General features: G+C 69.5%; 21 protein-coding genes. 9 read left to right on the top strand and 12 right to left on the bottom strand.

Translation table 11 applies throughout. The features are described from left to right. The first annotated feature begins 47 nt into the window (after nt 1–47). From K9D12_RS02670 to K9D12_RS02635, 8 genes are all read left to right on the top strand, one after another. Nucleotides 48–896, top strand: a complete 849-nt coding sequence (locus K9D12_RS02670) for a purine-nucleoside phosphorylase (RefSeq protein WP_370633442.1) — start codon at nt 48–50, stop codon at nt 894–896. A gap of 31 nt (nt 897–927) precedes the next feature. Further along, nucleotides 928–2,637, top strand: coding sequence for a phospho-sugar mutase (locus tag K9D12_RS02665; protein ID WP_223059417.1), 1,710 nt, complete (start codon nt 928–930; stop codon nt 2,635–2,637). Next, complete coding sequence (locus K9D12_RS02660) at nt 2,634–3,257, top strand: uridine kinase (RefSeq protein ID WP_047311861.1); 624 nt, start codon at nt 2,634–2,636, stop codon at nt 3,255–3,257. Before K9D12_RS02665 ends, K9D12_RS02660 begins: the two co-directional genes overlap by 4 nt. A 72-nt stretch (nt 3,258–3,329) precedes the next feature. Continuing rightward, nucleotides 3,330–4,676, top strand: coding sequence for a glycerophosphoryl diester phosphodiesterase membrane domain-containing protein (locus K9D12_RS15190; protein WP_223059416.1), 1,347 nt, complete (start codon nt 3,330–3,332; stop codon nt 4,674–4,676). Nucleotides 4,677–4,697: 21 nt separating this feature from the next. Next, on the top strand, nt 4,698–5,348 hold the full coding sequence (locus K9D12_RS02650; RefSeq protein ID WP_187034343.1) for a hypothetical protein: 651 nt from the start codon (nt 4,698–4,700) through the stop codon (nt 5,346–5,348). After that, nucleotides 5,345–6,361, top strand: a complete 1,017-nt coding sequence (locus tag K9D12_RS02645; RefSeq protein ID WP_223059415.1) for a DUF4350 domain-containing protein — start codon at nt 5,345–5,347, stop codon at nt 6,359–6,361. Before K9D12_RS02650 ends, K9D12_RS02645 begins: the two co-directional genes overlap by 4 nt. Beyond that, nucleotides 6,358–7,416 (top strand): MoxR family ATPase, encoded by a 1,059-nt coding sequence (locus tag K9D12_RS02640; RefSeq protein WP_223059414.1) that lies wholly within the window; start codon nt 6,358–6,360, stop codon nt 7,414–7,416. The genes K9D12_RS02645 and K9D12_RS02640 overlap by 4 nt, the downstream gene beginning before the upstream one ends. A gap of 61 nt (nt 7,417–7,477) precedes the next feature. Beyond that, nucleotides 7,478–8,773: a DUF58 domain-containing protein gene (locus K9D12_RS02635; RefSeq protein WP_370633441.1), complete on the top strand. Its 1,296-nt coding sequence runs from the start codon at nt 7,478–7,480 to the stop codon at nt 8,771–8,773. Between the two features lie 6 nt (nt 8,774–8,779). Here K9D12_RS02635 and K9D12_RS02630 read toward each other — a convergent pair whose 3' ends face one another. Further along, nucleotides 8,780–9,772, bottom strand: a complete 993-nt coding sequence (locus K9D12_RS02630) for a stage II sporulation protein M (RefSeq protein ID WP_047311857.1) — start codon at nt 9,770–9,772, stop codon at nt 8,780–8,782. Between the two features lie 42 nt (nt 9,773–9,814). Here K9D12_RS02630 and K9D12_RS02625 point away from each other — a divergent pair, with 42 nt between their 5' ends. Next, nucleotides 9,815–10,642, top strand: coding sequence for an RDD family protein (locus K9D12_RS02625; RefSeq protein WP_223059413.1), 828 nt, complete (start codon nt 9,815–9,817; stop codon nt 10,640–10,642). 69 nt (nt 10,643–10,711) lie between these two features. On the opposite strand, the gene K9D12_RS02620 is transcribed toward K9D12_RS02625, so the two are convergent. The 11 genes from K9D12_RS02620 to K9D12_RS02570 form a co-directional block, all read right to left on the bottom strand. Then, a complete protein-coding gene (locus K9D12_RS02620) occupies nt 10,712–11,884 on the bottom strand; it encodes an adenosine deaminase (protein WP_223059412.1) in 1,173 nt (390 codons plus the stop codon). Next, complete coding sequence (locus K9D12_RS02615; protein ID WP_223059411.1) at nt 11,881–12,249, bottom strand: cupin; 369 nt, start codon at nt 12,247–12,249, stop codon at nt 11,881–11,883. Before K9D12_RS02615 ends, K9D12_RS02620 begins: the two co-directional genes overlap by 4 nt. Before the next feature lie 151 nt (nt 12,250–12,400). Next, entirely contained in the window at nt 12,401–13,714 is a 1,314-nt protein-coding gene (locus K9D12_RS02610) for a thymidine phosphorylase (RefSeq protein WP_223059410.1), read from the bottom strand. Then, nucleotides 13,711–14,229: a cytidine deaminase gene (locus K9D12_RS02605; protein WP_255464704.1), complete on the bottom strand. Its 519-nt coding sequence runs from the start codon at nt 14,227–14,229 to the stop codon at nt 13,711–13,713. The genes K9D12_RS02610 and K9D12_RS02605 overlap by 4 nt, the downstream gene beginning before the upstream one ends. Next, nucleotides 14,226–15,473 carry an ABC transporter permease gene (locus tag K9D12_RS02600; RefSeq protein WP_187034331.1) on the bottom strand — a complete coding sequence of 416 codons (1,248 nt, stop codon included), beginning with the start codon at nt 15,471–15,473 and terminating at the stop codon, nt 14,226–14,228. The genes K9D12_RS02605 and K9D12_RS02600 overlap by 4 nt, the downstream gene beginning before the upstream one ends. After that, nucleotides 15,470–16,564, bottom strand: a complete 1,095-nt coding sequence (locus K9D12_RS02595) for an ABC transporter permease (protein ID WP_223059409.1) — start codon at nt 16,562–16,564, stop codon at nt 15,470–15,472. The genes K9D12_RS02600 and K9D12_RS02595 overlap by 4 nt, the downstream gene beginning before the upstream one ends. Beyond that, entirely contained in the window at nt 16,561–18,195 is a 1,635-nt protein-coding gene (locus K9D12_RS02590; protein WP_223059408.1) for an ABC transporter ATP-binding protein, read from the bottom strand. Before K9D12_RS02590 ends, K9D12_RS02595 begins: the two co-directional genes overlap by 4 nt. 67 nt (nt 18,196–18,262) lie before the next feature. Continuing rightward, entirely contained in the window at nt 18,263–19,318 is a 1,056-nt protein-coding gene (locus tag K9D12_RS02585; RefSeq protein WP_047311849.1) for a BMP family protein, read from the bottom strand. A gap of 169 nt (nt 19,319–19,487) precedes the next feature. Further along, nucleotides 19,488–19,967 carry a barstar family protein gene (locus K9D12_RS02580; protein ID WP_052947017.1) on the bottom strand — a complete coding sequence of 160 codons (480 nt, stop codon included), beginning with the start codon at nt 19,965–19,967 and terminating at the stop codon, nt 19,488–19,490. Then, complete coding sequence (locus tag K9D12_RS02575; protein WP_082128811.1) at nt 19,964–20,494, bottom strand: ribonuclease domain-containing protein; 531 nt, start codon at nt 20,492–20,494, stop codon at nt 19,964–19,966. The genes K9D12_RS02580 and K9D12_RS02575 overlap by 4 nt, the downstream gene beginning before the upstream one ends. Nucleotides 20,495–20,530: 36 nt before the next feature. Next, nucleotides 20,531–22,129, bottom strand: a complete 1,599-nt coding sequence (locus tag K9D12_RS02570) for a methylmalonyl-CoA mutase (protein WP_047311848.1) — start codon at nt 22,127–22,129, stop codon at nt 20,531–20,533. Nucleotides 22,130–22,162 lie beyond the last annotated feature (33 nt).

The raw sequence follows: 22,162 nt of genomic DNA, 5'->3' as shown, positions 1-22,162 counted from the left end.
ACCGCGTTCGGTTCCCGGCCGTGGTGGGGAGCACTACCCTGAACGACGTGAACGCGCAGAACGAGCAGACGAGCCTCTCCCCCCTTGCCGACCCTTCCGTCGACCCCTTCGAGGTCGCGCGTGACGCTGCCCGCGTCATCCGCGAACGCACGGGCGTCGAGAAGCACGACGTCGCCCTCGTGCTGGGCTCCGGATGGGGCCAGACGGCCGATCTCATCGGTGAGGTCAAGGCCACGGTCGACAACACGGACGTTCCCGGTTTCGGAGCCGCCGCCGTGGCCGGCCACTCCGGTCAGATGCGCTCCATCGAGATCGAGGGCAGTGGCAAGCGTGCTCTCGTCTTCGGTACGCGCACCCACTACTACGAGGGCAAGGGCGTGCGCGCCGTCGTCCACGGCATGCGCACGGCTGCGGCGGCCGGCTGCGACACGGTCGTCCTGACGAACGGTTGCGGCGGACTGCGCCCCGAGTGGGCGCCGGGCACGCCGGTGCTCATCAGGGACCACATCAACCTCACGGCCACGTCGCCGCTCGAGGGCGCCACCTTCGTCGACCTCACCGACCTCTACTCCTCGCGCCTGCGTGACGTCGCCCGCGGCGTCGACGCCGACCTCGACGAGGGTGTGTATGCCCAGTTCCCCGGGCCGCACTACGAGACGCCCGCCGAGGTGCGCATGGCCAAGACGCTCGGCGCCGACCTCGTCGGCATGTCGACGACGCTCGAAGCCATCGCCGCGCGTCACGCGGGCCTCGAGGTGCTCGGCATCTCCCTCGTGACGAACGCCGCCGCCGGCATCAGCGAGAACCCCCTGAGCCACGAGGAAGTCATCGAGGCCGGTCAGGCCGCCGCGGCGCGTTGCGGCCAGCTGCTCTCCGGCATCGTCCGCGCACTCTGATCCCCTCGACCCGCCCGAAAGGCACCACGCGATGAGTCTCGAGAACTTGCTCGCCTCGGCCCGATCCTGGATCGCCGACGACCCCGACGCCGCCACCCGCGCGGAGCTCGAGGCCGTTGTCGCGCGCGCCGAAGGTGGCGACGACGTGGCGGCCGCCGACCTGGCCGACCGCTTCGCCGCGTTCCTCGAGTTCGGCACCGCGGGCCTGCGTGGCGCCCTCGGTGCGGGGCCGAACCGCATGAACCGCGTCGTCGTGCTGCGCGCCGCGGCCGGGCTCACGCGGTACCTGCAGGATTCGCTGGCACGCCGTGACGTCACCGTCGTCATCGGCTTCGACGCCCGCCACAACAGCGACGTCTTCGCCGCGGACACGGCCGCTGTCGTCACGGCCGCGGGTGGGCGAGCGCTCGTTCTGCCCCGTCCGTTGCCGACGCCCGTTCTGGCCTTCGCGATCCGACACCTCGGCGCCGACGCCGGCGTCATGGTGACGGCCAGCCACAACCCGCCGCAGGACAACGGGTACAAGGTCTACCTCGGCGACGGCAGCCAGATCGTGCCGCCGTCCGACGTCGAGATCGCCGCGGCGATCGACACCTTCCCCACGGCCGCGTCGGTCGCTCGCGCCGAGGACGGCTGGGAGACTCTCACCGACGAACTGGCCGCCGACTACGTGGCGGCCTGCGGGGCGTCGGTCGGCGCACCCGCCGCCGAGCCCTTGATCGTGCACACCGCCCTGCACGGCGTCGGTTCGGCCACGCTTCTCGAGGCCTTCGAGGCGGCCGGCTACGCCCGCCCGCGCCCGGTCGCCTCGCAGGAGCAGCCCGACCCGGAGTTCCCGACCGTCGCCTTCCCCCCCAACCCGGAGGAGCCGGGCGCCATCGACGCGGCGCTCGACCTCGCTCGCGAGACCTCCCCGGACCTCGTCATCGCCAGCGACCCGGACGCCGACCGGTGCGCCGTCGCCGTGCCCGACCCCAAGGCGGCCACCGACGCCGACCCGCAGGGTTGGCGCATGCTGCGCGGCGACGAGGTCGGCGCGCTGCTCGGCCACCGTGCTCTCGGCCTCATCACGACCGGAGCCGCCACTGGTGCTGATGGCGGCCCGGGCGTCGTCGCGAACAGCATCGTCAGCTCGCGGCTGCTCGGCGCGATGGCCCGGGCCGCCGGCGTTCCGCACGAGGAGACCCTCACGGGCTTCAAGTGGATCGCACGCGTTCGCGACATCGCCTACGGCTACGAGGAGGCGCTCGGCTACTGCACCGCTCCGGCGGTGGCCCGCGACAAGGACGGCATCAGCGCGGCCCTCGCGGTCGCGGAGCTCGCCGCCGGGCTCAAGGCTGACGGCCGCACCCTCGTCGACCTGCTCGACGACCTGGCTCGCGAGCACGGCGTGCACGCGAGCGACTCGTTCAGCATCCGCGTGAGCGACCTCGCCCTCATGCCCGCGCTCATGGGGCGCCTGCGCGAGCAGCCCGCAACGCAGATCGGCAACGTCGTCGTCGCGGCCTTCCACGACCTCGCGAAGGGCGACGGAGGCCTGCCGCCCACGGACGGTCTGCGCTACCTCCTGGCCGACGGCACCCGCGTCATCGTGCGCCCCAGCGGCACCGAACCCAAGGTCAAGGTCTACCTGGAGGCCATCGTTCACGTCGACGGCGACGACCTCGCCGGCGCCCGCACTCAGGCTGCCGAACGCCTGGCGGCCACGCGTGCGGCGATGGAAGCTCTCACGGCGCTGTGACGCAGGCTCGATCGTCCTCTCCCCCCGCCCGCGTCGTCGTCGTGTCGGGGCCTTCGGGCAGCGGCAAGTCGCGCTTGGCCCGGCACCTGGCGGCCACTCACGGGTGGGCCTTCGTCAACCTCGACGACTTCTACAAGGACCACGACGCTCCCGACCTACCCCGCTTCGCGAACGGCGAGATCGACTGGGACCACCCGGGCACGTGGAACGAAGAGGCTGCTGCCGTAGCGCTCGACACGTTGTGCCGCGAGGGCACCGTGAACGCACCGACGTACTCGATCTCGCACAGCCGCGCCGAGGGCACCCACCCCGTGCACCTCGACGGTGCGCGTTTCGTCGTCGCCGAGGGCATCTTCGCCCCGCACGTCATCGCCGGCCTGCGTGAGCGCGGGCTCCTCGAACAGGCCTGGTGCCTGCGTCGTAACCGCTACGTGACGGCGGCTCGACGTTTCGCTCGTGACCTTTCCGAACGACGCAAGCCGCCGGGCGTCCTCGTGCGCCGTGGATGGCGGCTGTGCCGTGACGAGCCCTCCATCGTCGCCGCTCACATGAACCTGGGTGCCGAACCCGTCTCGTTCCGTCAGGCGTTGCGACGGGCGTCCGCGCTCCAAAACGGCTGAACTCCGTTGCCCGCCGGTGTCCGTCCAGGCGGATAGGGTGATCGCGCACGATCAACTGGGAGGAACATCACCGTGAGCAACTGGGGTCAGCAGCCGCCACCCGGCCCGTACGACGGGCAGGTGCCGGGCGGAGGCGCGGGCCAGTACGGCAGCCAGGACAACCACACACCGTGGGGCGGGCAGAACGGCCCGGCGAACCCTGGTTGGCAGGGGGCGCCCCAGCAGCAGCCTTACGGGCAGGGCGCCTACGGCCAAGGCGGTTATAACCAGAGTGGTTACGGCGCGCCTCAGAATCCCTACGGTCAGCCCGGGTACGGGCCCGGCCAGGGCGGCTTCGTTCCCCCCGGCCCCGCCTTCGTCCCGCAGGCGGCCAAGCCTGGCGTCATGTCGCTGCGTCCTCAGAACGTCGGCGACATCTTCGACGCCGCCTTCCAGACCATTCGCGGCAACCCCGGCGGTTCCGTCGGCACAGTGATCGTCGGTGCGCTCCTCGCGGCCATCCTCTCGGCTGCTTTCATCATCACGGGAGCAATGAACAGCTCGAGCGCCGACGGCACTCCGGACACGGCCGCGCTGGTCGTCATCGGTCTCGCTGCGCCGATCGCCGGGCTCGCCGCCATGGCGTCAGCCGCCGGTCTCGTCCACGTGTTCGCCCAGGCCGTCATGGGCCGCCGCGCCACCGTCAGCGCATCGCTGCGTGTGGGAGTGCGGCGCATGTGGTCGATGCTCGGCGTGGGCTTGCTCATGGCTCTCATCATGGTGGCCGTCATGGTGCCCCTGATCCTGGCGATCGTCCTCGCTGCGTCGCAGGACAACGGCGGCCCCATCTTCCTGGCCGTCCTCGTCGGCATCGCAACCATCTGCGCCGTGGTGTGGGTGGGCATTCGCCTCTGCTTCGCCGGGCACATCGTGGTCATGGAGAAGGCCGGCCCCACCACGGCACTGCGGCGGTCGTGGCAGCTGACGAAGGGCCGCTTCTGGCGCACTCTCGGCATCACCATCCTCGCGCAGCTCATCGTCTCGGCGATCAGTTGGGTGGTGCAGTTCATTGTGTCCCTGATCATGCTCATCTTCCTCGGCGTGAGCCTCGCGGGTGCCTCCAACGGAGGGGAGGTGTCCGATACGAGCGTCGGCGCCGCGATCGCGGCTGGTGTGCTCGCCGTCGTCTTCACCCTTCTGTCCTATGCCCTCATCTACCCGTTCACGACGAACGTCACGGGAGCCCTGTACGTCGACGCGCGCATGCGTGACGAAGGCCTGGCGAACCAGCTGATGCAGCTGCCGTCGAACGCCATGGCCGCCAAGGTGAAGCTCACCGACGGGGCGCTCGACTTCCCCTTGCCGGGAGCCGGCGCCCCGGGTGGATTCGGCCAGGCGCCGTACGGCGCTCCCGGTACGGGTCCGATCGACTACCGCTGACCTTTCGCGCGGACGTGCACGATGGCCGACTCGCCTCCCCTCACCCCTGACAGCCCGACGGCGCGCCGCTGGCTGTCCGAGGAGTTGGCGAAGCCGGAGTATCAGGACAACCCGTCGCTCATCGAACGCATCATGAAATGGCTGTCCGAGCACTTCGGAGGCGGCGTCGATGTCGGTGGTGTCTCGATCCCCGCGTGGCTGATCGCCGTCGTCCTCCTCGCCGTCCTCGTCACGCTCTTCGTCGTGTCGTGGCGTCGGCATCGCCCCAGTGCGCGCGTCGAGAAGGACGCGAGGCACAAGCGTTCGGCCACCGTCTTCGACGCGGCCCGCCTCGAGGCAGGTGACTACCTCGCCCGGGCCCGCGAACTGCGCGGGCGTGACGACGCTGCGGCGCTGCTCGCTGCCTACCGTGCGCTCGTCGTGCGGGCCGAGGACGGCGGCATGCTCCTTCTCGACGACGCGACGACGGTCGGGGACGTCACGCACGTCCTGCGCGACGCGCTGCGCCGTCGGGACGTTCAGGAGCCGTCGTTCGGGGTGCCCGAGGCAAGCCACGCATTCGAGTCGGTGCGCTACGGCCACCACACGCCGACGACCGCGCAGGTCGACGACGTCCTCGCTCTCGAGGCTCTCGTACGCGAAGCCCCCAGTCCGAGCGGAGCCGCGCGATGAAGCGCCGGCCCAACGGGTTGATCGTTGGTGTGCTCACGCTGAGCGTCCTTCTCCTCGTCCTGCTCGTCATGACGGCGCGCCCGCACACGAACACCCCGCTCGACCCGGACAACCCCTCGCCTCACGGAGCTCAGGCCGTTGCGCGCGTCCTGGAGCAGCACGGGGTTGCCGTCGACCGAGCCGGGAACCTCGACGAGCTGCGTCGTGGCAACACCGGCGACGAGACGACGGTCTTGCTGACCGACGAGTTCCTCATTCCGCACGACGAGCGGCAGGACTTCCTCGCGTCGGCCCGCACGGCCGGCACCCTCGTCGTCGTCGACCCCAGCGACAGCCTGCGGGAGTCGCTGTTCGACCAGGAGGCCGACGAGTCGGAGAACGGGCCCGTCTACGCCGCCTCGGCCGGGGACGGCAAGAAGATCGTCGCCCTCAACGACCCCACGCTGCTGACGAACGCGTCCGTCGACGACGGCGACAACGCCCGCCAGGCTCTGACCAGCCTCGGTGAGCGCCGGCGCATGGTGTGGATCTCGACGTGGAACGGTGCAACCGGCGAGCAGACCGGCCTCGACTGGCCCGCCTGGAAGACGCCGCTCACGTGGGCGATCGGGCTGTCGGTGCTCTTCCTCGTCGTCCTGCGCGGGCGACGCTTCGGCCTACTCGCGCTCGAGCCCATGCCGGTGACGGTCAAGGCCGTCGAATCGACACGGGCCCTTGCCTCCCTCTACCGCCGCTCGTCAGCACGGGATTCGGCCGCGAGCGCCCTACGCGACGGCACCGCCTCCCGCGTCGGAGCCGGCCTCGGTCTGTCGCAGGGACGTCGCTCCCCCGACCTCGTCGCGGACGCCCTGCGAGCTCGCGGAGCAGCTGCAGCGGACGCCGACGGCGTTACGGCGTCAAACGTTCCTCATGACCTGGCGGAGTGGCTCACCGGCCCGACGCCCGAGAACGACAAGGCCCTCGTCGAGCTCGCCCGAGAACTCGACCGCCTCGAGAAGGAGATCCTGCGATGAGCGAAGCACCCCGTCCCAGCCACGACGAGGCCCGTCACGTGCTGCCGCGTTCGCACGACGATGAGAGTCAGCGCTCGACGAGCCCGTCGCCCGACCTCCCGTCGGCGCAGGAGGCCCGGGCCGCGCTCGACGAGGTGCGCCGTGAGGTGGCCAAGGCCGTCGTCGGGCAGGACGCCGCGGTGTCGGCGCTGCTCGTGGCGCTCCTCGCGCGGGGGCACGTGCTGCTCGAGGGCGTGCCCGGTGTCGCGAAAACACTCCTCGTACGTTCGCTCGCCGAGGCGTTGTCGGTCGACTCCAAGCGCGTGCAGTTCACGCCCGACCTCATGCCGAGCGACATCACCGGCTCGATGCTCTACGACGCGGGAACGTCGGCCTTCGAGTTCCGCGAGGGGCCGGTCTTCACCAACCTCCTGCTCGCCGACGAGATCAACCGCACGCCTCCCAAGACGCAGGCCGCGCTGCTCGAGGCGATGGCGGAGCGTCAGGTCTCGGTCGACGGGCGGACGTACGCTCTGCCGACGCCGTTCCTCGTCGCGGCAACCCAGAACCCCGTCGAGTTCGAGGGCACCTACACGCTGCCCGAAGCGCAGCTCGACCGCTTCCTCATGCGCATCACGCTGCCCGTACCGGAGCGCGACGCCGAGATCGAGATCGTCCGCCGTCATGCACAGGGCTTCGACCCGCGGCGCATGCAGTCGGCCGACCTGCGTGCCGTGGCGACGCCCGCTCACCTCGAGGCCGCGTCGCGCGCCGTCGAGTCGGTGCGCTTGGACGCCGACGTGGCTGCGTACATCGTCGACCTTGCCCGGGCCACGCGCGGCTCTGCCGCAGTCCAGCTCGGCGTGAGTCCACGCGGCTCCACCGCCCTCATGGCCGTCTCGCGGGCGTGGGCGTGGCTGAGCGGCCGCGACTTCGTCACCCCGGACGACGTGCGCAGCCTCGCGCAGGTGACACTCGCCCACCGCATCGTGCTGCGCTCCGAGGCCGAGATGGACGGCCTCAACGCCGCGCAGGTGCTCGACCAGGCCGTGAGGTCGGTGGCCGTCCCGCGCTGAGGCCCTGCCCCCAACACCCCGACGTCCCACTGACCACAACGATCCCGTGAGGAGGTAAGCCGTGTATCTGAGATGGCCCGCAGTCGCCGCAATGGCCGCGGTCTGCCTCGTCGTGTTCGTCGTGCCCTCGACGCAACTCGTCCTCGTGTGGTTCGTCGTCGTGGCGCTCCTCGCCGGCCTCGACGTCCTCCTGGCGCCGCGGCCGTCGTCGTTGCAGTTCGAGCGTCGCCAGCCCGATGGCGTTCGTCTCGGCGAGGAAACCGTCTCGCACCTCGTCGTGACCAACCCGACGTCGCGTACGTTCCGGGGCGCCGTTCGCGACGTCTGGTCGCCCGGAGCCGGCGCCCAGGACGACCGTAGCGTGTTGAACCTCGCCCCCGGCGCGAGCGTCGACCACGTCGTTCACCTGCTCCCCACGCGGCGCGGAATGCGCCCGAACGACGCCATCACGGTGCGCTCGGCCGGTCCGCTCCGGTTGGCCGGTCGCCAGACGCGCCTCGACGAACCCGGCCTGGTGCGCGTGCTGCCCGCCTTCAGTTCACGCGCCCACCTGCCGAGTCGTCTCGTGCAGCTTCGCGAGATCGAGGGACGCTCGCTGGTGCGCGCTCCCGGCAGCGGCAGCGAGTTCGACTCGCTGCGCGACTACGTTCGCGGCGACGACGTGCGCAGCATCGACTGGAGGGCCACGGCACGACGCCGCGCTCCCGTCGTCCGGACGTGGCGGCCCGAACGCGATCGCCGCGTCTCGATCCTGCTCGACACCGGGCGGCTCAGCGCAGGGCGCCTCGCCGACACCACACGCCTCGACGCCGGCATGGAGGCCTGCCTCCTCCTGGCCGCTCTGGCCGGTCACGCCGGCGACAACGTCGAATGGACGGCAGGCGACCGTGCTGTTCTCGCGCACGTCCCGCCGACGAGCGGTCGCAATGAGGCGGTGCGGCGCATGATGCTCGCCATGGCTCCGCTCGAGTCACGCCTCGTCGAACCCGACTGGTCACGCCTCGTGCAGGAAGCCACTGCCGACGCGCGCCGCGGCTCGTTGCTCGTCATCGTCACGCCGTTCGAACCCGCCGCGGTCGAGGAATCCCTCGTTCCGCTGCTTCCGGCTCTGGCCCGCGAGACCCGGGTCGTCATCGCCTCCGTGGCCGATCCGGAGGTGGGCGCCATCGCGGCGAAGCGCGACAACGTGCGCGACGTCTACGGAGCCGCGGCCGCCGAACGACTCCGGCACCGCACGACGACGATGCGCGCGGCGTTGGAACGTCACGGCATCTCGGTGCTGCACGAACCACCCGAGCGCCTCGCGCCGGCCCTCGCCGACCACTACCTCGTCCTCAAGCGCGAGGGCCGCCTGTAGCGCCGGTCAGCCGGCGACGAGTTCGTCCTCACGCAGGCGGGCGTCGACGTCACCCGTCACACCGGCCGCCACCGCGCGGCGACCGAGGATGACGACGTACGCGATGAAAGAACACCACGCCGTGAAGCCGATGAGCAGGCGCACCGGCGTGGGCAGCCCGGACGGCGTGACGAAGGCCTCGATGAAGCCGCACAGCGCCAGAACGGCGACGAGGCCCATCGCCGCAGTGAACGCCGTGCGCATCTCCGCCGCGAACGCGTCGGCGCGCGAGCGGGGGCCCGGTTCGATCCACGACCAGAAGCCGCGCAGACCGATGCCGGCGGCGACGAAGATCGACGTCAGTTCGAGCATGCCGTGGGGCAGGATGAGGCCGAAGAACAGCGAGAGCCGGTCGTCGGAGGCCATGAGGCCAGCGGAGACGCCCGTGTTGACGATGTTCGACCACAGCAGGAGCGGAATGGGAAAACCGAGGGCGCCGAGGGTGATGCACAGGGCCGCGACCCACGCGTTGTTCGTCCAGACCCGGAACGCGAAGTCTTGGGCCGCGTAGGAGGAGTAGTAGTCCTCGAAGTCGTGCCGCGTCAGCTGCGAGATCTCCTCCGGGCTGAGGACGCTCGAGACGAACGCGGGGTGCGTCGCCGTCCACCAGGCCACGAGCGCCGTCAGCACGACGAAGGCGACGCCGACGCCGGCCCACCAGCGCCAGGCGCGGTAGCAGATGGCCGGAAACGTCTCGAGGAAGAAGCGGGCGAACGCCCCCGGATCGGCCCGGAAGTCGCGCGAGGACTTCACCCGGGCACGGGCGATGATCGTCGAGAGGTACTGCGTGAGAACGGGATCGGCCGACGTGGACTGCACGAGCGAGAGGTGTGACGCCGCGCGCTGGTAGAGGTCGAGCATCTCCTCGGCCTCGGTGCCAGTCAGGCGCCGTTTGCGCCCGAGTTCGTCGAGACGGGCCCACTCCTCGCGGTGCGCTGCGACAACGGCTTCCACATCCACGCTCGTACTCTACGCACCGGCTGCGGCCAGTAACCTGTTCGCGTGGCACACGTCGACGATCGGGAACTGCGCCCGCTGCGGGATCTCACCGGCCCGGCGCAGATCACCGGTGATGCGGTCGCTCTCGACCTGCCCCCGGCCGGCGTCGGCATGCGCATTCTCGGCGTGATCATCGACCTCATCGTGTGGGCGGTGACCTTCTTCTGCCTCAACTGGGCCGCGCTGAAGCTGGTCGGCACCGCCTCGGATGCGGTCCGAGCAGGGTGGAGCATCGTCGTCCTCGTGACCTCCTTCGTGCTCCTGCCGACGGTGGTCGAGACCCTCACGCTCGGGCGTAGCCTTGGAAAACTCATTCTCGGCATGCGGGTCGTGCGCACCGACGGTGGCGCCATCTCGTTCCGTCACGCTCTCGTCCGCAGCTTCGTGGGCTTCGTCGAGATCATCGGCACCGCAGGCATGGTCGCTCTCATCACGGCCACGCTGACGAGCCGCGCGAGGCGACTCGGCGACCTCGCGGCCGGTACCTACGTCGTGCGTGAAACCCGAGGACTCACGCTACCGCCGCCCGCCCAGATGCCGAGGCAACTCGCGGCGTGGGCCGACTCCCCCGCCGTCGTCAGCCCGCTACCGCAGGACCTCGCGGCACGGATGGCCTTCCTCGTGCGCCAACAGCACGTCATGCGTACCCCGGCGTTCAACGCCGTTGTGACGCAGACGCTGCGCGAGGTCCTCCCGCATGTGACGCCGCCTCCCCCGCCGGGCCACGACCCCTTCGCCGTTCTCGTCGCCATCAGCGTCCTGCGTCGCGACGCCGACGCCCGCCGCATCGAACGCGACGCGCGCATCAGGCGCTCCGTCCTCGGACGCTGACCCGTCTGAAACGCGAACGACGGCCCGTTTCCCCTTGAGGGGAAACGGGCCGTCGTGTTCGTGCGGTCGTCAGCCCTGGCCGCGTGCCACGGCGTAGGCCGGCTTGATCACGGTCATGATGATGTCGAGTCGCTCGTCGAAGCCCACAAACGCGGACTTCATCGCGTTGACGGTGACCTTCTCGAGGTCGGCCAGCGTCCAGCCCGCCTCGCGGACGAGGCCCGTCATCTCCTTCGTCATCGACGTGTCGCTCATGAGGCGGTTGTCGGTGCTCAGTGCGACGCGGAAGCCCAGCGCGAGCAGCAGTGAGATCGGGTGCGAACGCAGCGAGAAAGCAGCGCCCGTCTGGAGGTTCGAGCGGGGGCAGACCTCCAGCGCGATGCGGCGGTCACGCACGAACGCGGCGAGGCGGCCGAGGCGGACGTCGGCCTCCCCCGCGCGCACGCGGGCCGGGAGCGCGGCACGTGCCGGTTCGTCGAGTTCGCCGTACTCCACGCCGTCCACGCTGATGTCGTCGGTGATGCGCACGCCGTGGCCGAGCCGCTCGGCGCCGCAGTACTGAATGGCCTCCCAGATGCTCGGCAGACCGAACGCCTCACCGGCGTGAATCGTGAAGTGGGCGTTCTCGCGGCGCAGGTACTCGAAGGCGTCGAGGTGGCGTGTGGGAGGGAAGCCGGCTTCGGCGCCGGCGATGTCGAAGCCGACGACACCCTTGTCACGGTAGGCGACGGCCAGCTCGGCGATCTCGACGCTCTTGGCCGCGTGACGCATCGCGGTGAGCAGGGCGCGCATCACGATCGGGCGTCCCTGGCTCTCGGACTCGCGGGCACCGGCCTCGAAGCCGGCCAGCACTGCGTCGACGACCTCGTCGAGACCGAGTCCCTGTTCGATGTGCAGTTCGGGCGCGAAGCGCACCTCGGCGTAGACGACGCCGTCGTTCGCGTGGTCGAGGGCGCACTCTCGGGCCACGCGCTCGATGGCCTCGCGCGTCTGCATGACGCCGACGGTGTGCGCGAACGTCTCGAGGTAGCGCTCGAGCGAACCGGAGTCCGCGCTGTCGCGGAACCACGCGGCGAGCGATGCCTCGTCGGCGGCGGGCAGGGCGTCGTAATCGGTCTCACGGGCGAGTTCGAGCACCGTGGCCGGGCGCACGCCGCCGTCGAGGTGGTCGTGGAGAACGACCTTCGGCAGCCGCGCGATGACGTCCTCCCTCAGGGTGCTCTTCGTGGTCTCGTCGCTCATGCGTTCGTTCCTTCGTCCTCGCGGCCAACCGTTTCGGGCGTGAACGCCGGCAGGCAGACGGCAACGTACTCGGCGCCGTCGGGGCCGACGGTGTAGCGAACGCGCTCCCCCGCGCGAGTGACGACGCTCTGGCCGGCCTCGACCTCGAGCGTGCCGCCCTCGTGCTCGACGCGCACCTGACCAGCGAGCACGAGCGTCACCTCGTCGAACTGGGGCGTCTGCGCCGGCTCGTCCCACCCGGCAGGCGCCTTCATGTGAGCCACGGAGACCGCGCGCTCGCCGGTGGACGCGACGCCCACGTGTTCGTCGATGATCTTGCCGCCGGGTACGGGAATGCGCACCGGCGTGGTGAGGAGTTCAGGCATGCGGTCAGCCTAGTGCTCCGCGGCGGTCCCACTTGCCACGCGACGCCACCGTGGAGACGGGCGAAGCGGCGTCCCCCTGAGTGGCTGCGTTTACTGCGGTTGGTGACGGTGCACCGTCACCAACCGCAACCAACGTAGCCGGCGAGCAGCGTCAGCTGATGCGCTCCAGCACGATGTCGCGCGGCGTGAAGTCACCGCTGTTCGCCGAGATCTCGTAGCCGCCCTCGAGCGCCGCGACGGCGCGGTCGAAGCGCTCCGGAGTGTCGGTGTGGAGCGTGAGCAGCGGCTGGCCCGCCGTGACGTGGTCGCCCGGTTTCGCGTGCATCTCGATACCGGCGCCCGCCTGCACCGGGTCCTCCTTGCGCGCACGCCCGGCGCCGAGGCGCCACGCGCTGACGCCGACGGCGAGGGCGTCGAGCTTCGTCAGCACACCGGACGACGGTGCCGTGATGACGTGCGTTTCCTTCGCGGTGGGCAGCGTCGCCTCGGGGTCACCGCCCTGAGCGCCGAGCATCGCGCGCCACTTCGTCATGGCCCGGCCGTCGGTGAGCGCCTTGCGCACCGCGTCCTCGTCCTGTGGGCGACCGGCCGCCGCGAGCATCTCGACAGCGAGCGCCACGGTGAGGTCGACGACATCCTTGGGGCCGCCACCGGCGAGCACCTCGACCGACTCGCGCACCTCCAGGGCGTTGCCTGCGGTGAGGCCGAGCGGCGTCGACATGTCGGTGAGCAGCGCGACGGTGTTGACGCCCGCGTCCGTGCCGAGGTCGACCATGGTGCGCGCGAGCTCGCGCGCGTTCTCCTCATTCTTCATGAAGGCACCGGAGCCGACCTTGACGTCGAGCACGAGCGCACCTGTGCCCTCGGCGATCTTCTTGCTCATGATCGAGCTGGCGATGAGCGGGATCGCCTCCACCGTGCCGGTGACGTCGCGCAGCGCGTAGAGCTTCTTGTCGGCCGGCGCGAGGCCGTCACCGGCTGCGCAGACGACGGCGCCGACGCGCTCGAGCTGACGCATCATCTCGGCATTCGTCAGGGAGGCCCGCCACCCGGCGATGGACTCCATCTTGTCGAGCGTGCCGCCGGTGTGGCCGAGGCCGCGGCCCGAGAGCTGCGGGACGGCGACGTCGAAGACCGCGACGAGCGGCGCCAGCGGCAACGTGATCTTGTCACCGACGCCGCCGGTGGAGTGCTTGTCGGCCGTCGGCACGGACAGCGACGAGAAGTCCATGCGCTGACCGGAGGCGATCATCGCCTTCGTCCAGCGGGCGATCTCCTCGCGCGACATGCCGTTGAGCAGGATCGCCATCGCCATGGCGGCCATCTGCTCGTCGGCGACCGCACCACGCGTGTAGGCGTCGATCATCCAGTCGATCTCGTCGTTCGAGAGGGTTCCGGAGTCACGCTTGGTGCGGATGAGGTCGACGGCGTCGAACGCTTCGTGCGTGGAGTTCGCGGGGGTCATGAATCACCTTTCAGGGTCGCTGCTGCGGTGGCGACGGCACCCAGGTTGGGGGCGCCGAACGCGTGGGGAAGGAGGTCGGTGAGCGGCAGCGGCGGCCCACCGTCCATCTCGATGAGCATGTCGGGGCTCGCGTGCTCGAAGAGCAGCTGACGGCATCGGCCGCACGGCGTGATGGGCGTACCGTTGCCGTCGACGCACGAGAGGGCGACGAGCAGTTCGCGCTCCGCCTCGTGGTCGAGCACCGGGCCGTCACCGCGGGACTCGCCCGTGCCGTAGAGCGACGAGACGAGGCCGCACTCGGCACACAGGACGACGCCGTAGGCGGCGTTCTCGACGTTGCAGCCGGTGAGGATGCGACCGCGCGTCGTGAGCGCGGCCACGCCGACCGGGAACCGGGAGTACGGCACGTACGCCCTGGCGCAGACGGCGACGGCCTCGCCGCGCAGGAGCTCCCAGTCCACCGAGGGACGGGGGCTCTGCCCGGTCGAGGCCGTCGCGGAAGCGTTGTCGCTCACCCTGCTTCGCCCTTGCGGTAGATGGCGCCGTCAGCAGCCGGCATCCGCAGGTGTTGGCTGGCGAACGCCATGACGAGGAGTGTGACGACGTACGGCGCTGTGGCCGTGAGGTTCGGATCGATCGTGTTCGATCCGAAGTACCACATGAGCACGAGCACACCGGCAACGGCGAGGATGACGGCGTGAAGCACGCGCTTCTTGACCGCCATCCACACGGCACCGACGAGGACGCCCGCACCCACGAGGAGCAGCAGCGCGTGCACCTGGTCGCCACCGCGCAGCTGGAGCGCCTGGGTGTAACCGAAGAGCAGCGCGCCGAGGGCGGTACCGATCGGCATCCAGTTACCGAAGATCATCGCGGCCAGACCGATGTAGCCGCGGCCACCCGTCTGGCCCTGCTGGAACCCGTCGGAGGCGACCATCGCGAGGAAGCCACCACCGAGACCGGCGAGACCACCGGAGACGACGACCGCGATCGTCTTGTAGAGGTACACGTTGACGCCGAGGGTCTCGGCCGCCTGCGGGGCCTCACCACAGCTGCGCAGACGCAGACCGAACGAGGTCTTCCACAGGACGAAGATCGTGCCGATGACGAGGCCGATGGCGAGCAGCGTGAGCAGCGAGACGTCCTTCGTCAGACCGGCGAGGATGCCGGCGACATCGGAGACGAGGAACCAGTGGTTCTTCTCGATGTCGACGAGAGCGCTCGACCCGGGAAGGGTGACGCTCGCGACGTCCGGCAGGCTCGGGCTCTGGGTGGGGCCACCGCCGGGCAGTTCGGAGAAGAAGCGCTCGGCGAGGAACTTCGTCAGGCCCGCACCGAGCAGGTTGATGGCCACACCGGAGACGATGTGGTCGACGCCGAAGAACACGGTGGCGATGGCGTGGAGCAGGCCGAAGAGCATGCCGCCGAGGATGCCGCCGAGCACGCCGGCCCACGGGCCGTAGTGGTAGGCCGCGAAGGCAGCGCTCCACGAGCCCATGATCATCATGCCCTCGAGACCGATGTTGACCACACCGGCCCGCTCGGACCACAGACCACCGAGACCGGCGAGGGCCAGCGGCACAGCGGCCACGAGGGCCGCAGAGATGGCGTTCGAGGAGTCGATGTCGTTGACGCCGGTGGCGACGCGAAGGATCGACAGGCCGAGAACGACGGCGACGAGCGCGAGCGGAAGGAGCGCCTTGCGCGGCAGCCCGAGCGTCCGCTTCGGCTGGGTTGCGGTGGCAGCGACGGTGCTCATGCGGTGGCTCCTGCGGTCTTGCCTGCGGCGAGTTCGGCGGCGACACGTCGAGCCTCGATGCGCTTGTCCCAACGACGCACGAGTTCGTACGCGATGACGACGGCGAGCACCATGACGCCCTGGATGATGTTGACGAGCGAGGCGTTGACGCCGGCGTTGATCTGTAGCGCGTTCGACTGACCGTTGAGGTAGGCCCACAGCAGCGCGCCGAAGCCGATGCCGATCGGGTGGTTACGGCCGATGAGCGCGACGGCGATGCCGGCGAAGCCGAGGCCCGTCTGGCTGTTGGAGCCGTAGTTGAAGTCCTGACCGAACAGCTGCGGCATACCCACGAGGCCCGCAACGGCGCCCGAGAGCAGCATCGCGGTGATCGTCATCTTCTTGACGCTCACACCGGAGGCGACGGCGGCCGACTCGGACGAGCCCGTCGCGCGCAGGTCGAAGCCGAAGCGTGTGTGGTTGATGACGTACCAGTAGGCGATGCCGATGAGCACGGCGAGGATCGTCAGACCGAAGATCTGGCCCGTGGCGGTCTGCGCGAGCGCCGGAACGTGCGAGCTCTCCGGGATGTTCTTCGTGTTCGTCGCGTTCGAGCCCTCCTGCTTGTCGGCGACCTTGAACAGCAGCCAGGAGACGACGCCGGTGGCGATCGAGTTGAGCATGATCGAGCTGATGACCTCGGAGACGCCGCGCGTCACCTTGAGCACCGCGATGATGCCGGCCCAGGCGGCACCGACGAGCATCGCGAGCACGAGGGCACCGATGACGTTGAGGAAGCCGGGCAGCCAGCCCTGGCCGGCGAAGAGCGCGGCCGCGAAGGCAGCGACGCGGTACTGGCCGTCGACGCCGATGTTGAACAGGTTCATCCGGAAGCCGATGGCCACGGCGATACCGGAGAGGTAGAGGACGGCGGCGTCGTTGACGATGGCCTCGGCGACGCCCTGCATCGGCGTCGACAGGAAGACCTGCCAGACCGGCCCGACGGCGTTGCCGAGGGCGAGCAGGACGATCGAGGTCAGAACGACCGCGATCGCGATGGCGAGCAACGGCGCAGCGACAGCCACGCCGATCCTTCGGAGCGTGGAGTTCATCGTGCAGCTTCCTCCTGCGCATCGACGGTGGTGGCGTTCTCGGGGGTGTTGGCGCCCGTCATGGCGGCACCGAGCTGCTCGGCGGTGACGGTCTTGGGGTCGAACTCACCCGAGAGCTTGCCGCGCAGGATGACGCGGATCGTGTCGGACAGACCGATGAGCTCGTCGAGGTCCGCGGAGATGAGGAGCACGGCGAGACCCTCGCGGCGGGCGTCCTTGATGTGGTCCCAGATCGCTGATTGGGCGCCGACGTCGACACCACGGGTGGGGTGGGCGGCGACGAGCACGCGCGGGGCGTGCGACATCTCGCGGCCGAAGATGAGCTTCTGCTGGTTACCACCCGAGAGCGAACCGGCGGTGACGTCGATGCTCGGCGTACGCACGTCGTAGGCCTCGACGATGCGCTGCGTGTCGTCCTTCGCGGCCTTGGGCGTGAGGCGCCAGCCCTTGCTCGCCGGCTCCTGACGCTGGTGGCCGAGCATGCGGTTCTCCCACAGCGACGCGCCGAGAAGCAGGGCGTGGCGGTGACGGTCCTCGGGGATGTAGCCGATGCCGTTCTCACGGATGCGACGCGTGGGCCACGCCGTGATGTCGTCGTTCTCGACGACGACGGTGCCGGCGTCCGCGCGGCGCATGCCGAGGATCGTCTCGACGAGCTCGGCCTGGCCGTTGCCCTCGACACCTGCAATACCGAGCACCTCACCGGCGTGGATCGTGAGGTCGAGGTCGGACAGCAGCGCGGGGCCACCGGCCGGATCGGCGAGCGTGACGTCGGTGATCTGCATGACGACGCGGTCGGTGACCGTCGACTCCTGCGTCTCGGGCGTCGGCAGCTGCGAACCGACCATGAGCTCGGCGAGCTGTTTGCTCGTCACCGACGAGCTCTTGACGCGGTCGATCGTCGTACCGCGGCGGATGACGGTGATGTCGTCGGCGACGCCGCGCACCTCGTCGAGCTTGTGCGAGATGAACAGGACGGTGAGGCCCTCGGACTTCATCTCCTTGAGGTTGCCGAAGAGTTCGTCGACCTCCTGCGGCACGAGCACGGCCGTGGGCTCGTCGAGGATGAGGATCTTGGCGCCGCGGTAGAGAACCTTGAGGATCTCCACGCGCTGGCGGGCGCCGACGCCGAGGTCGGCGACCATCATCTCGGGGCGCACGCCGAGGCCGTAGGCGTCGGAGATGCGCTTGATCTCGTCACGGGCCTTGGAGCCGATGCCGTGCAGCTTCTCGGCGCCGAGGACGACGTTCTCGAGCACCGTGAGGTTGTCGGCCAGCATGAAGTGCTGGAACACCATGCCGACGCCGGCCTTGATGGCGTCCTTCGGCGAGGAGAAGGAGACCTCGTCGCCGTTGATGCGGATCGTGCCTTCGTCCGGCTTCTGCACGCCGTAAAGGATCTTCATGAGCGTCGACTTACCGGCACCGTTCTCGCCGACGATGGCGTGGATCGTGCCGCGCTCGACCTGCAGGTGCAGGTCCTTGTTGGCGACGACGCCGGGGAATCGCTTCGTGATGCCGTCGAGGTCGACGGCGAGGGCCCCGCTCGGGGGCGCCGTCACATCGGCGACGGCGATGCCGCTCACGCCGGTGGGCGCTTCGGGGGTGTCGGTGGTGTCGATGACGCACACTCCTGGTCAAACCGTCAAGGTCCGGCACGCAGGATACCCGCATGCCGGACCTTGAGCCGGTGTGGAACTACTTGGACGGGGTCGGGGAAACCTTGACCTTGCCGTCGACGATCTCCTTCTTGGCGTCGTCGACAGCCTTCTTCGCCTCGGCCGACAGGTGGTTGCCCGTCGTGGCCAGCGAGACGCCGTCCTCCTTGAGGCCGAACTCCTTGTTGCCGCCGGAGAACTTGTCGTCCTTGACGGAGCCCACGAAGTCCTCGACCGTGCCGGAGCAGTTCTTCATGGCGGAGGTGAGCACCGAGCCGGCGACGGACTTGTCGGCCGTCAGGGCCTGGTCGGAGTCGACACCGATGGCCCACTTGCCCGCGGAGTGCGCGGCCTGGATGACGCCGTCACCCGACTTGCCGGCAGCGGCGTAGACGATGTCGGCGCCCTTCTGGAACATCGAGTTGGCCGAGGCCTTGCCCTTGTCCGGAGCAGCGAAGCCGCTGAAGTCACCGGCCGGCGTGAGGTACGTCTTGTCGATCTTGATCTTCGGGTTGGCGTGCTTGGCGCCCGCGAAGTAACCGGCCTCGAACTTCTGGATCAGCGGAACGTTGACGCCACCGACGAAGCCGATGTGGCCCGTCTTGCTCATCTTCGCGGCGGCGACGCCGGCGAGGTAGGACGCCTCGTGCTCCTTGAAGGTGATCTGCTCGACGTTCGTGCCCTTGGAGTCGGGCGACGCGTCGTCGATGATGGCGAACTTCACGTTCGGGTACTTCTTGGCGACGGTGCCGATGGACTTGGCGTAGACGAAGCCGACCGCGACGATCGCCTTGTTGCCCGACGCTGCGAGCTGGCTGAGACGGTTCTCGCGAGCCTGGTCGTTCTCACCCTCGCCGGCCTCGGCGGTCGTGATCTTGAGGTTCGGGATCTTCTTCTTCGCCGCTTCCATACCCGCGTACGAGGCGTCGTTGAAGGAGTGGTCACCACGACCGCCCACGTCGAAGGCGATGGCGGCCTTGAACTCGGAACCCGAGGAACCGTTGCCGGAACCGCCGGCGGACTTGTCGTTCGAACCACAGGCGGCGAGGCCGGCCGTCATAGCGACGGCGGCAGCGATGGAAACAACCCGCTTCACGGGGCACTCCTTGGGTTAAGCGGCGCGAGGGCCGTCGAGCAGATCGGGCGTCGCAGTCACGACTGCCAACCCACCAAGCGTACCCGCGAGTCACAGGGACAATAAGGGCGGATGACGAGTGGTGACCTAACCGTTATCCACCGCCCGGATTCCTTCGTGTGATAAGTGCTCAGCGACGCACCGGAAGAGGTGGGTCGGCCACGATGAGCAGCGGCGCGGAAGCGTGCGGAACTCCGTCGTCCGACCCCTCCCCCGCAATCGGCCGCCCGGCCTCGAGGTCGTCGCGATGGATGGCAGCGCCCACGCGCTCGTCGAGAACCTCGACGAGCGGCTCGACGAGCGGCTCGGGAATGCGCCACAACCCGCGCAGGCGCAGGACGACGCCGGGCGCTTCGGGGGCCAGATCCGCGAGGCAGTCCGCGAGCGCGTCCCAGTTGTGCCCGAAGTGATCGGGAAGGCCGAGCTGTTGGGCGAGGGTGCGCATCAGCCCCTTCTTGTCGACGACGCCGTTCAACGTCACCTCGGCGAACGCCCACCCGGAGTCGGCGCAGATCGTTCGAAGTTCGTCGGCCGTCGGGCCCACGAGACCGCGCGGCACCCAGCCGCCACGCCCCGCCGTCACGAGGTCTCGCACCGCTGCGGTCGTCATCGCACGACCCTCCTGAACGTCTCGTAATGATCGTCCGTGTAATACATCGTGCCGTCCTTGCCCGTGACGATCCTGCGCGCCCCGCGGTCGGACGAGCCCGGGGTGCTCACCGTGTACTCGTGATACCAGCCGGACGCCTGGCGCGGAAGGATCCGTTCGCGATTGCCGAAGACGACGCCGTCACGGCGGTAGGGGTAGGGCCCACCGTCGTCGATGAGCGCCACCGTCTCTCGAGCCTGACGCGGCAGTTGCGACAGACGCACGGTGGCGAGGCCGTCCTCCCCACCCCTCGCCTGCGACGACGAGGGTGAAGAACTCGAGCCGTCCGACCCGCCCGAGGCGAAAGTGTCGCTGCCGTAGCTCTGCGCTGTGAACGGCGAGGGCACGGGCCCGGACGATCGGCCGTCATCCGAGCCACGCGAGAGCAACGCGATGGCGGCAATGAGGGCAAGCAGCAACAACGCGATGGTGGCGATGCGCTGACCGAGCCCTGCCTGTGGCAGTTTCGGGCGACTCAGCGCCACCATCTCCTCGTGTCGTCGAACGAGCGGATCAGCACCGGCTCAGAACACATCCTGCGGGACGTACTTGCCCCAGACCTCGCGCAGAGCATCGCTGACCTCGCCACCCGTGGCGCCGGCGACGTGGGCGTCACGCATGGGCCACAGGACGTTGTCGTTGCCCTGCGCGGCCTTCTGCATCTTCTCGAGGGCTGCGTCGACGACGCTCTGGTCACGGTTCTTGCGCAGCTGCGCAAGCCGCTCGCACTGCTCGGCTTCGATGGACGGGTCGACGCGAAGGGGCTCGTAGGGCTCCTCCTCGTCGAGCTGGTAGCGGTTGACGCCGACGACGACGCGCTCGCCGTGGTCGATCTGCAGCGCCACGTCGTAGGCGCTCTTCTCGATCTCGGTCTTCTGGAAGCCCTCTTCGATGGCCTTGACGGCGCCGCCCTTGTCCTCGACGGCCTGGATGAGCGCGAGCGCCTCCTCCTCGAGGTCGTTCGTCATCGACTCGACGACGTAACTGCCTGCGAACGGGTCGACGGTCTTCGTCACGTCGGTCTCGAACGCAAGGATCTGCTGGGTGCGCAGGGCGAGGCGGGCCGCCTTGGCCGTGGGCAGAGCGATGGCCTCGTCGTAGGAGTTGGTGTGCAGGCTCTGCGTACCGCCGAGCACGGCGCCGAGGCCCTGCAGCGCGACGCGCACGAGGTTGACCTCGGGCTGCTGCGCGGTGAGCTGCACGCCTGCCGTTTGGGTGTGGAAGCGCAGCATCTGCGACTTCGGGTTCTTCGAACCGAACTCCTCGCGCATGATGCGCGCCCACAGGCGCCTGGCCGCGCGGAACTTGGCGACCTCCTCGAGCAGCGTCGTGCGGGCGACGAAGAAGAACGACAGGCGCGGGGCGAAGTCGTCGACGTCGAGGCCGGCCGCGAGCGCGGCGCGCACGTACTCCTTGGCGTTGGCCAGGGTGAAGGCGATCTCCTGCGCGGGCGTCGCTCCCGCCTCGGCCATGTGGTATCCCGAGATGGAGATCGTGTTCCAGCGCGGAATCTCCTTGTGGCAGTACTCGAAGATGTTCGAGATGAGGCGCAGGGATTCGGCCGGCGGGTAGATGTACGTGCCGCGCGCGATGTACTCCTTGAGCACGTCGTTCTGGATCGTTCCGGTGAGCTTGGCTCCCGGGATGCCCTGACGTTCTGCGGCGAGCTGGTACATGAGCAGCAGGCTCGAGGCGGGCGCGTTGATCGTCATCGAGGTGGAGACCTCGTCGAGCGGCAGGCCGTCGAAGAGAACGAGCATGTCGTCGAGCGAGTCGATGGCGACGCCGACCTTGCCGACCTCACCGTGCGCGAGGGCGGCGTCCGAGTCGTAGCCCATCTGGGTCGGCAGGTCGAAGGCGACGGAGAGGCCGCCGGTGCCGTTGGCGACGAGCTCGTGGTAGCGCTGGTTGCTCTCCCGGGCGGTGCCGAAGCCGGCGTACTGGCGCATCGTCCAGGGGCGACCGGTGTACATCGAGGGGTACACGCCGCGGGTGAACGGGTACTCCCCCGGATTGCCGAGTCGTTCGTCGGCGTTGAACCCCGAAAGATCGTTCGCCGTGTACACGGGCTTGAGCCCGAGCCCCGACTCCGTCATCCGACTGCGATCCGTTGCGCCACTCATAGCCGCACCTTATCCGGCGGACCGGGCGCGAGG

The sequence above is a fragment of the Dermacoccus sp. Tok2021 genome (assembly GCF_019895135.1).
Taxonomy (GTDB): domain Bacteria; phylum Actinomycetota; class Actinomycetes; order Actinomycetales; family Dermatophilaceae; genus Dermacoccus; species Dermacoccus abyssi.
The sequence above is the reverse complement of the archived record's forward strand: the minus strand, read 5'-3'. Positions and strand labels throughout refer to the sequence as shown.

What these genes read in the sequence shown, in the direction of transcription:
- K9D12_RS02665 (WP_223059417.1), top strand. Translation starts at nt 928, where the DNA reads ATGAGTCTCGAGAACTTGCTCGCCTCGGCCCGATCCTGGATCGCCGAC.
- K9D12_RS02650 (WP_187034343.1), top strand. Translation starts at nt 4,698, where the DNA reads ATGGCCGACTCGCCTCCCCTCACCCCTGACAGCCCGACGGCGCGCCGC.
- K9D12_RS02645 (WP_223059415.1), top strand. Translation starts at nt 5,345, where the DNA reads ATGAAGCGCCGGCCCAACGGGTTGATCGTTGGTGTGCTCACGCTGAGC.
- K9D12_RS02640 (WP_223059414.1), top strand. Translation starts at nt 6,358, where the DNA reads ATGAGCGAAGCACCCCGTCCCAGCCACGACGAGGCCCGTCACGTGCTG.
- K9D12_RS02620 (WP_223059412.1), bottom strand. Translation starts at nt 11,884, where the DNA reads ATGAGCGACGAGACCACGAAGAGCACCCTGAGGGAGGACGTCATCGCG.
- K9D12_RS02615 (WP_223059411.1), bottom strand. Translation starts at nt 12,249, where the DNA reads ATGCCTGAACTCCTCACCACGCCGGTGCGCATTCCCGTACCCGGCGGC.
- K9D12_RS02610 (WP_223059410.1), bottom strand. Translation starts at nt 13,714, where the DNA reads ATGACCCCCGCGAACTCCACGCACGAAGCGTTCGACGCCGTCGACCTC.
- K9D12_RS02600 (WP_187034331.1), bottom strand. Translation starts at nt 15,473, where the DNA reads ATGAGCACCGTCGCTGCCACCGCAACCCAGCCGAAGCGGACGCTCGGG.
- K9D12_RS02595 (WP_223059409.1), bottom strand. Translation starts at nt 16,564, where the DNA reads ATGAACTCCACGCTCCGAAGGATCGGCGTGGCTGTCGCTGCGCCGTTG.
- K9D12_RS02580 (WP_052947017.1), bottom strand. Translation starts at nt 19,967, where the DNA reads ATGACGACCGCAGCGGTGCGAGACCTCGTGACGGCGGGGCGTGGCGGC.
- K9D12_RS02575 (WP_082128811.1), bottom strand. Translation starts at nt 20,494, where the DNA reads ATGGTGGCGCTGAGTCGCCCGAAACTGCCACAGGCAGGGCTCGGTCAG.
- K9D12_RS02570 (WP_047311848.1), bottom strand. Translation starts at nt 22,129, where the DNA reads ATGAGTGGCGCAACGGATCGCAGTCGGATGACGGAGTCGGGGCTCGGG.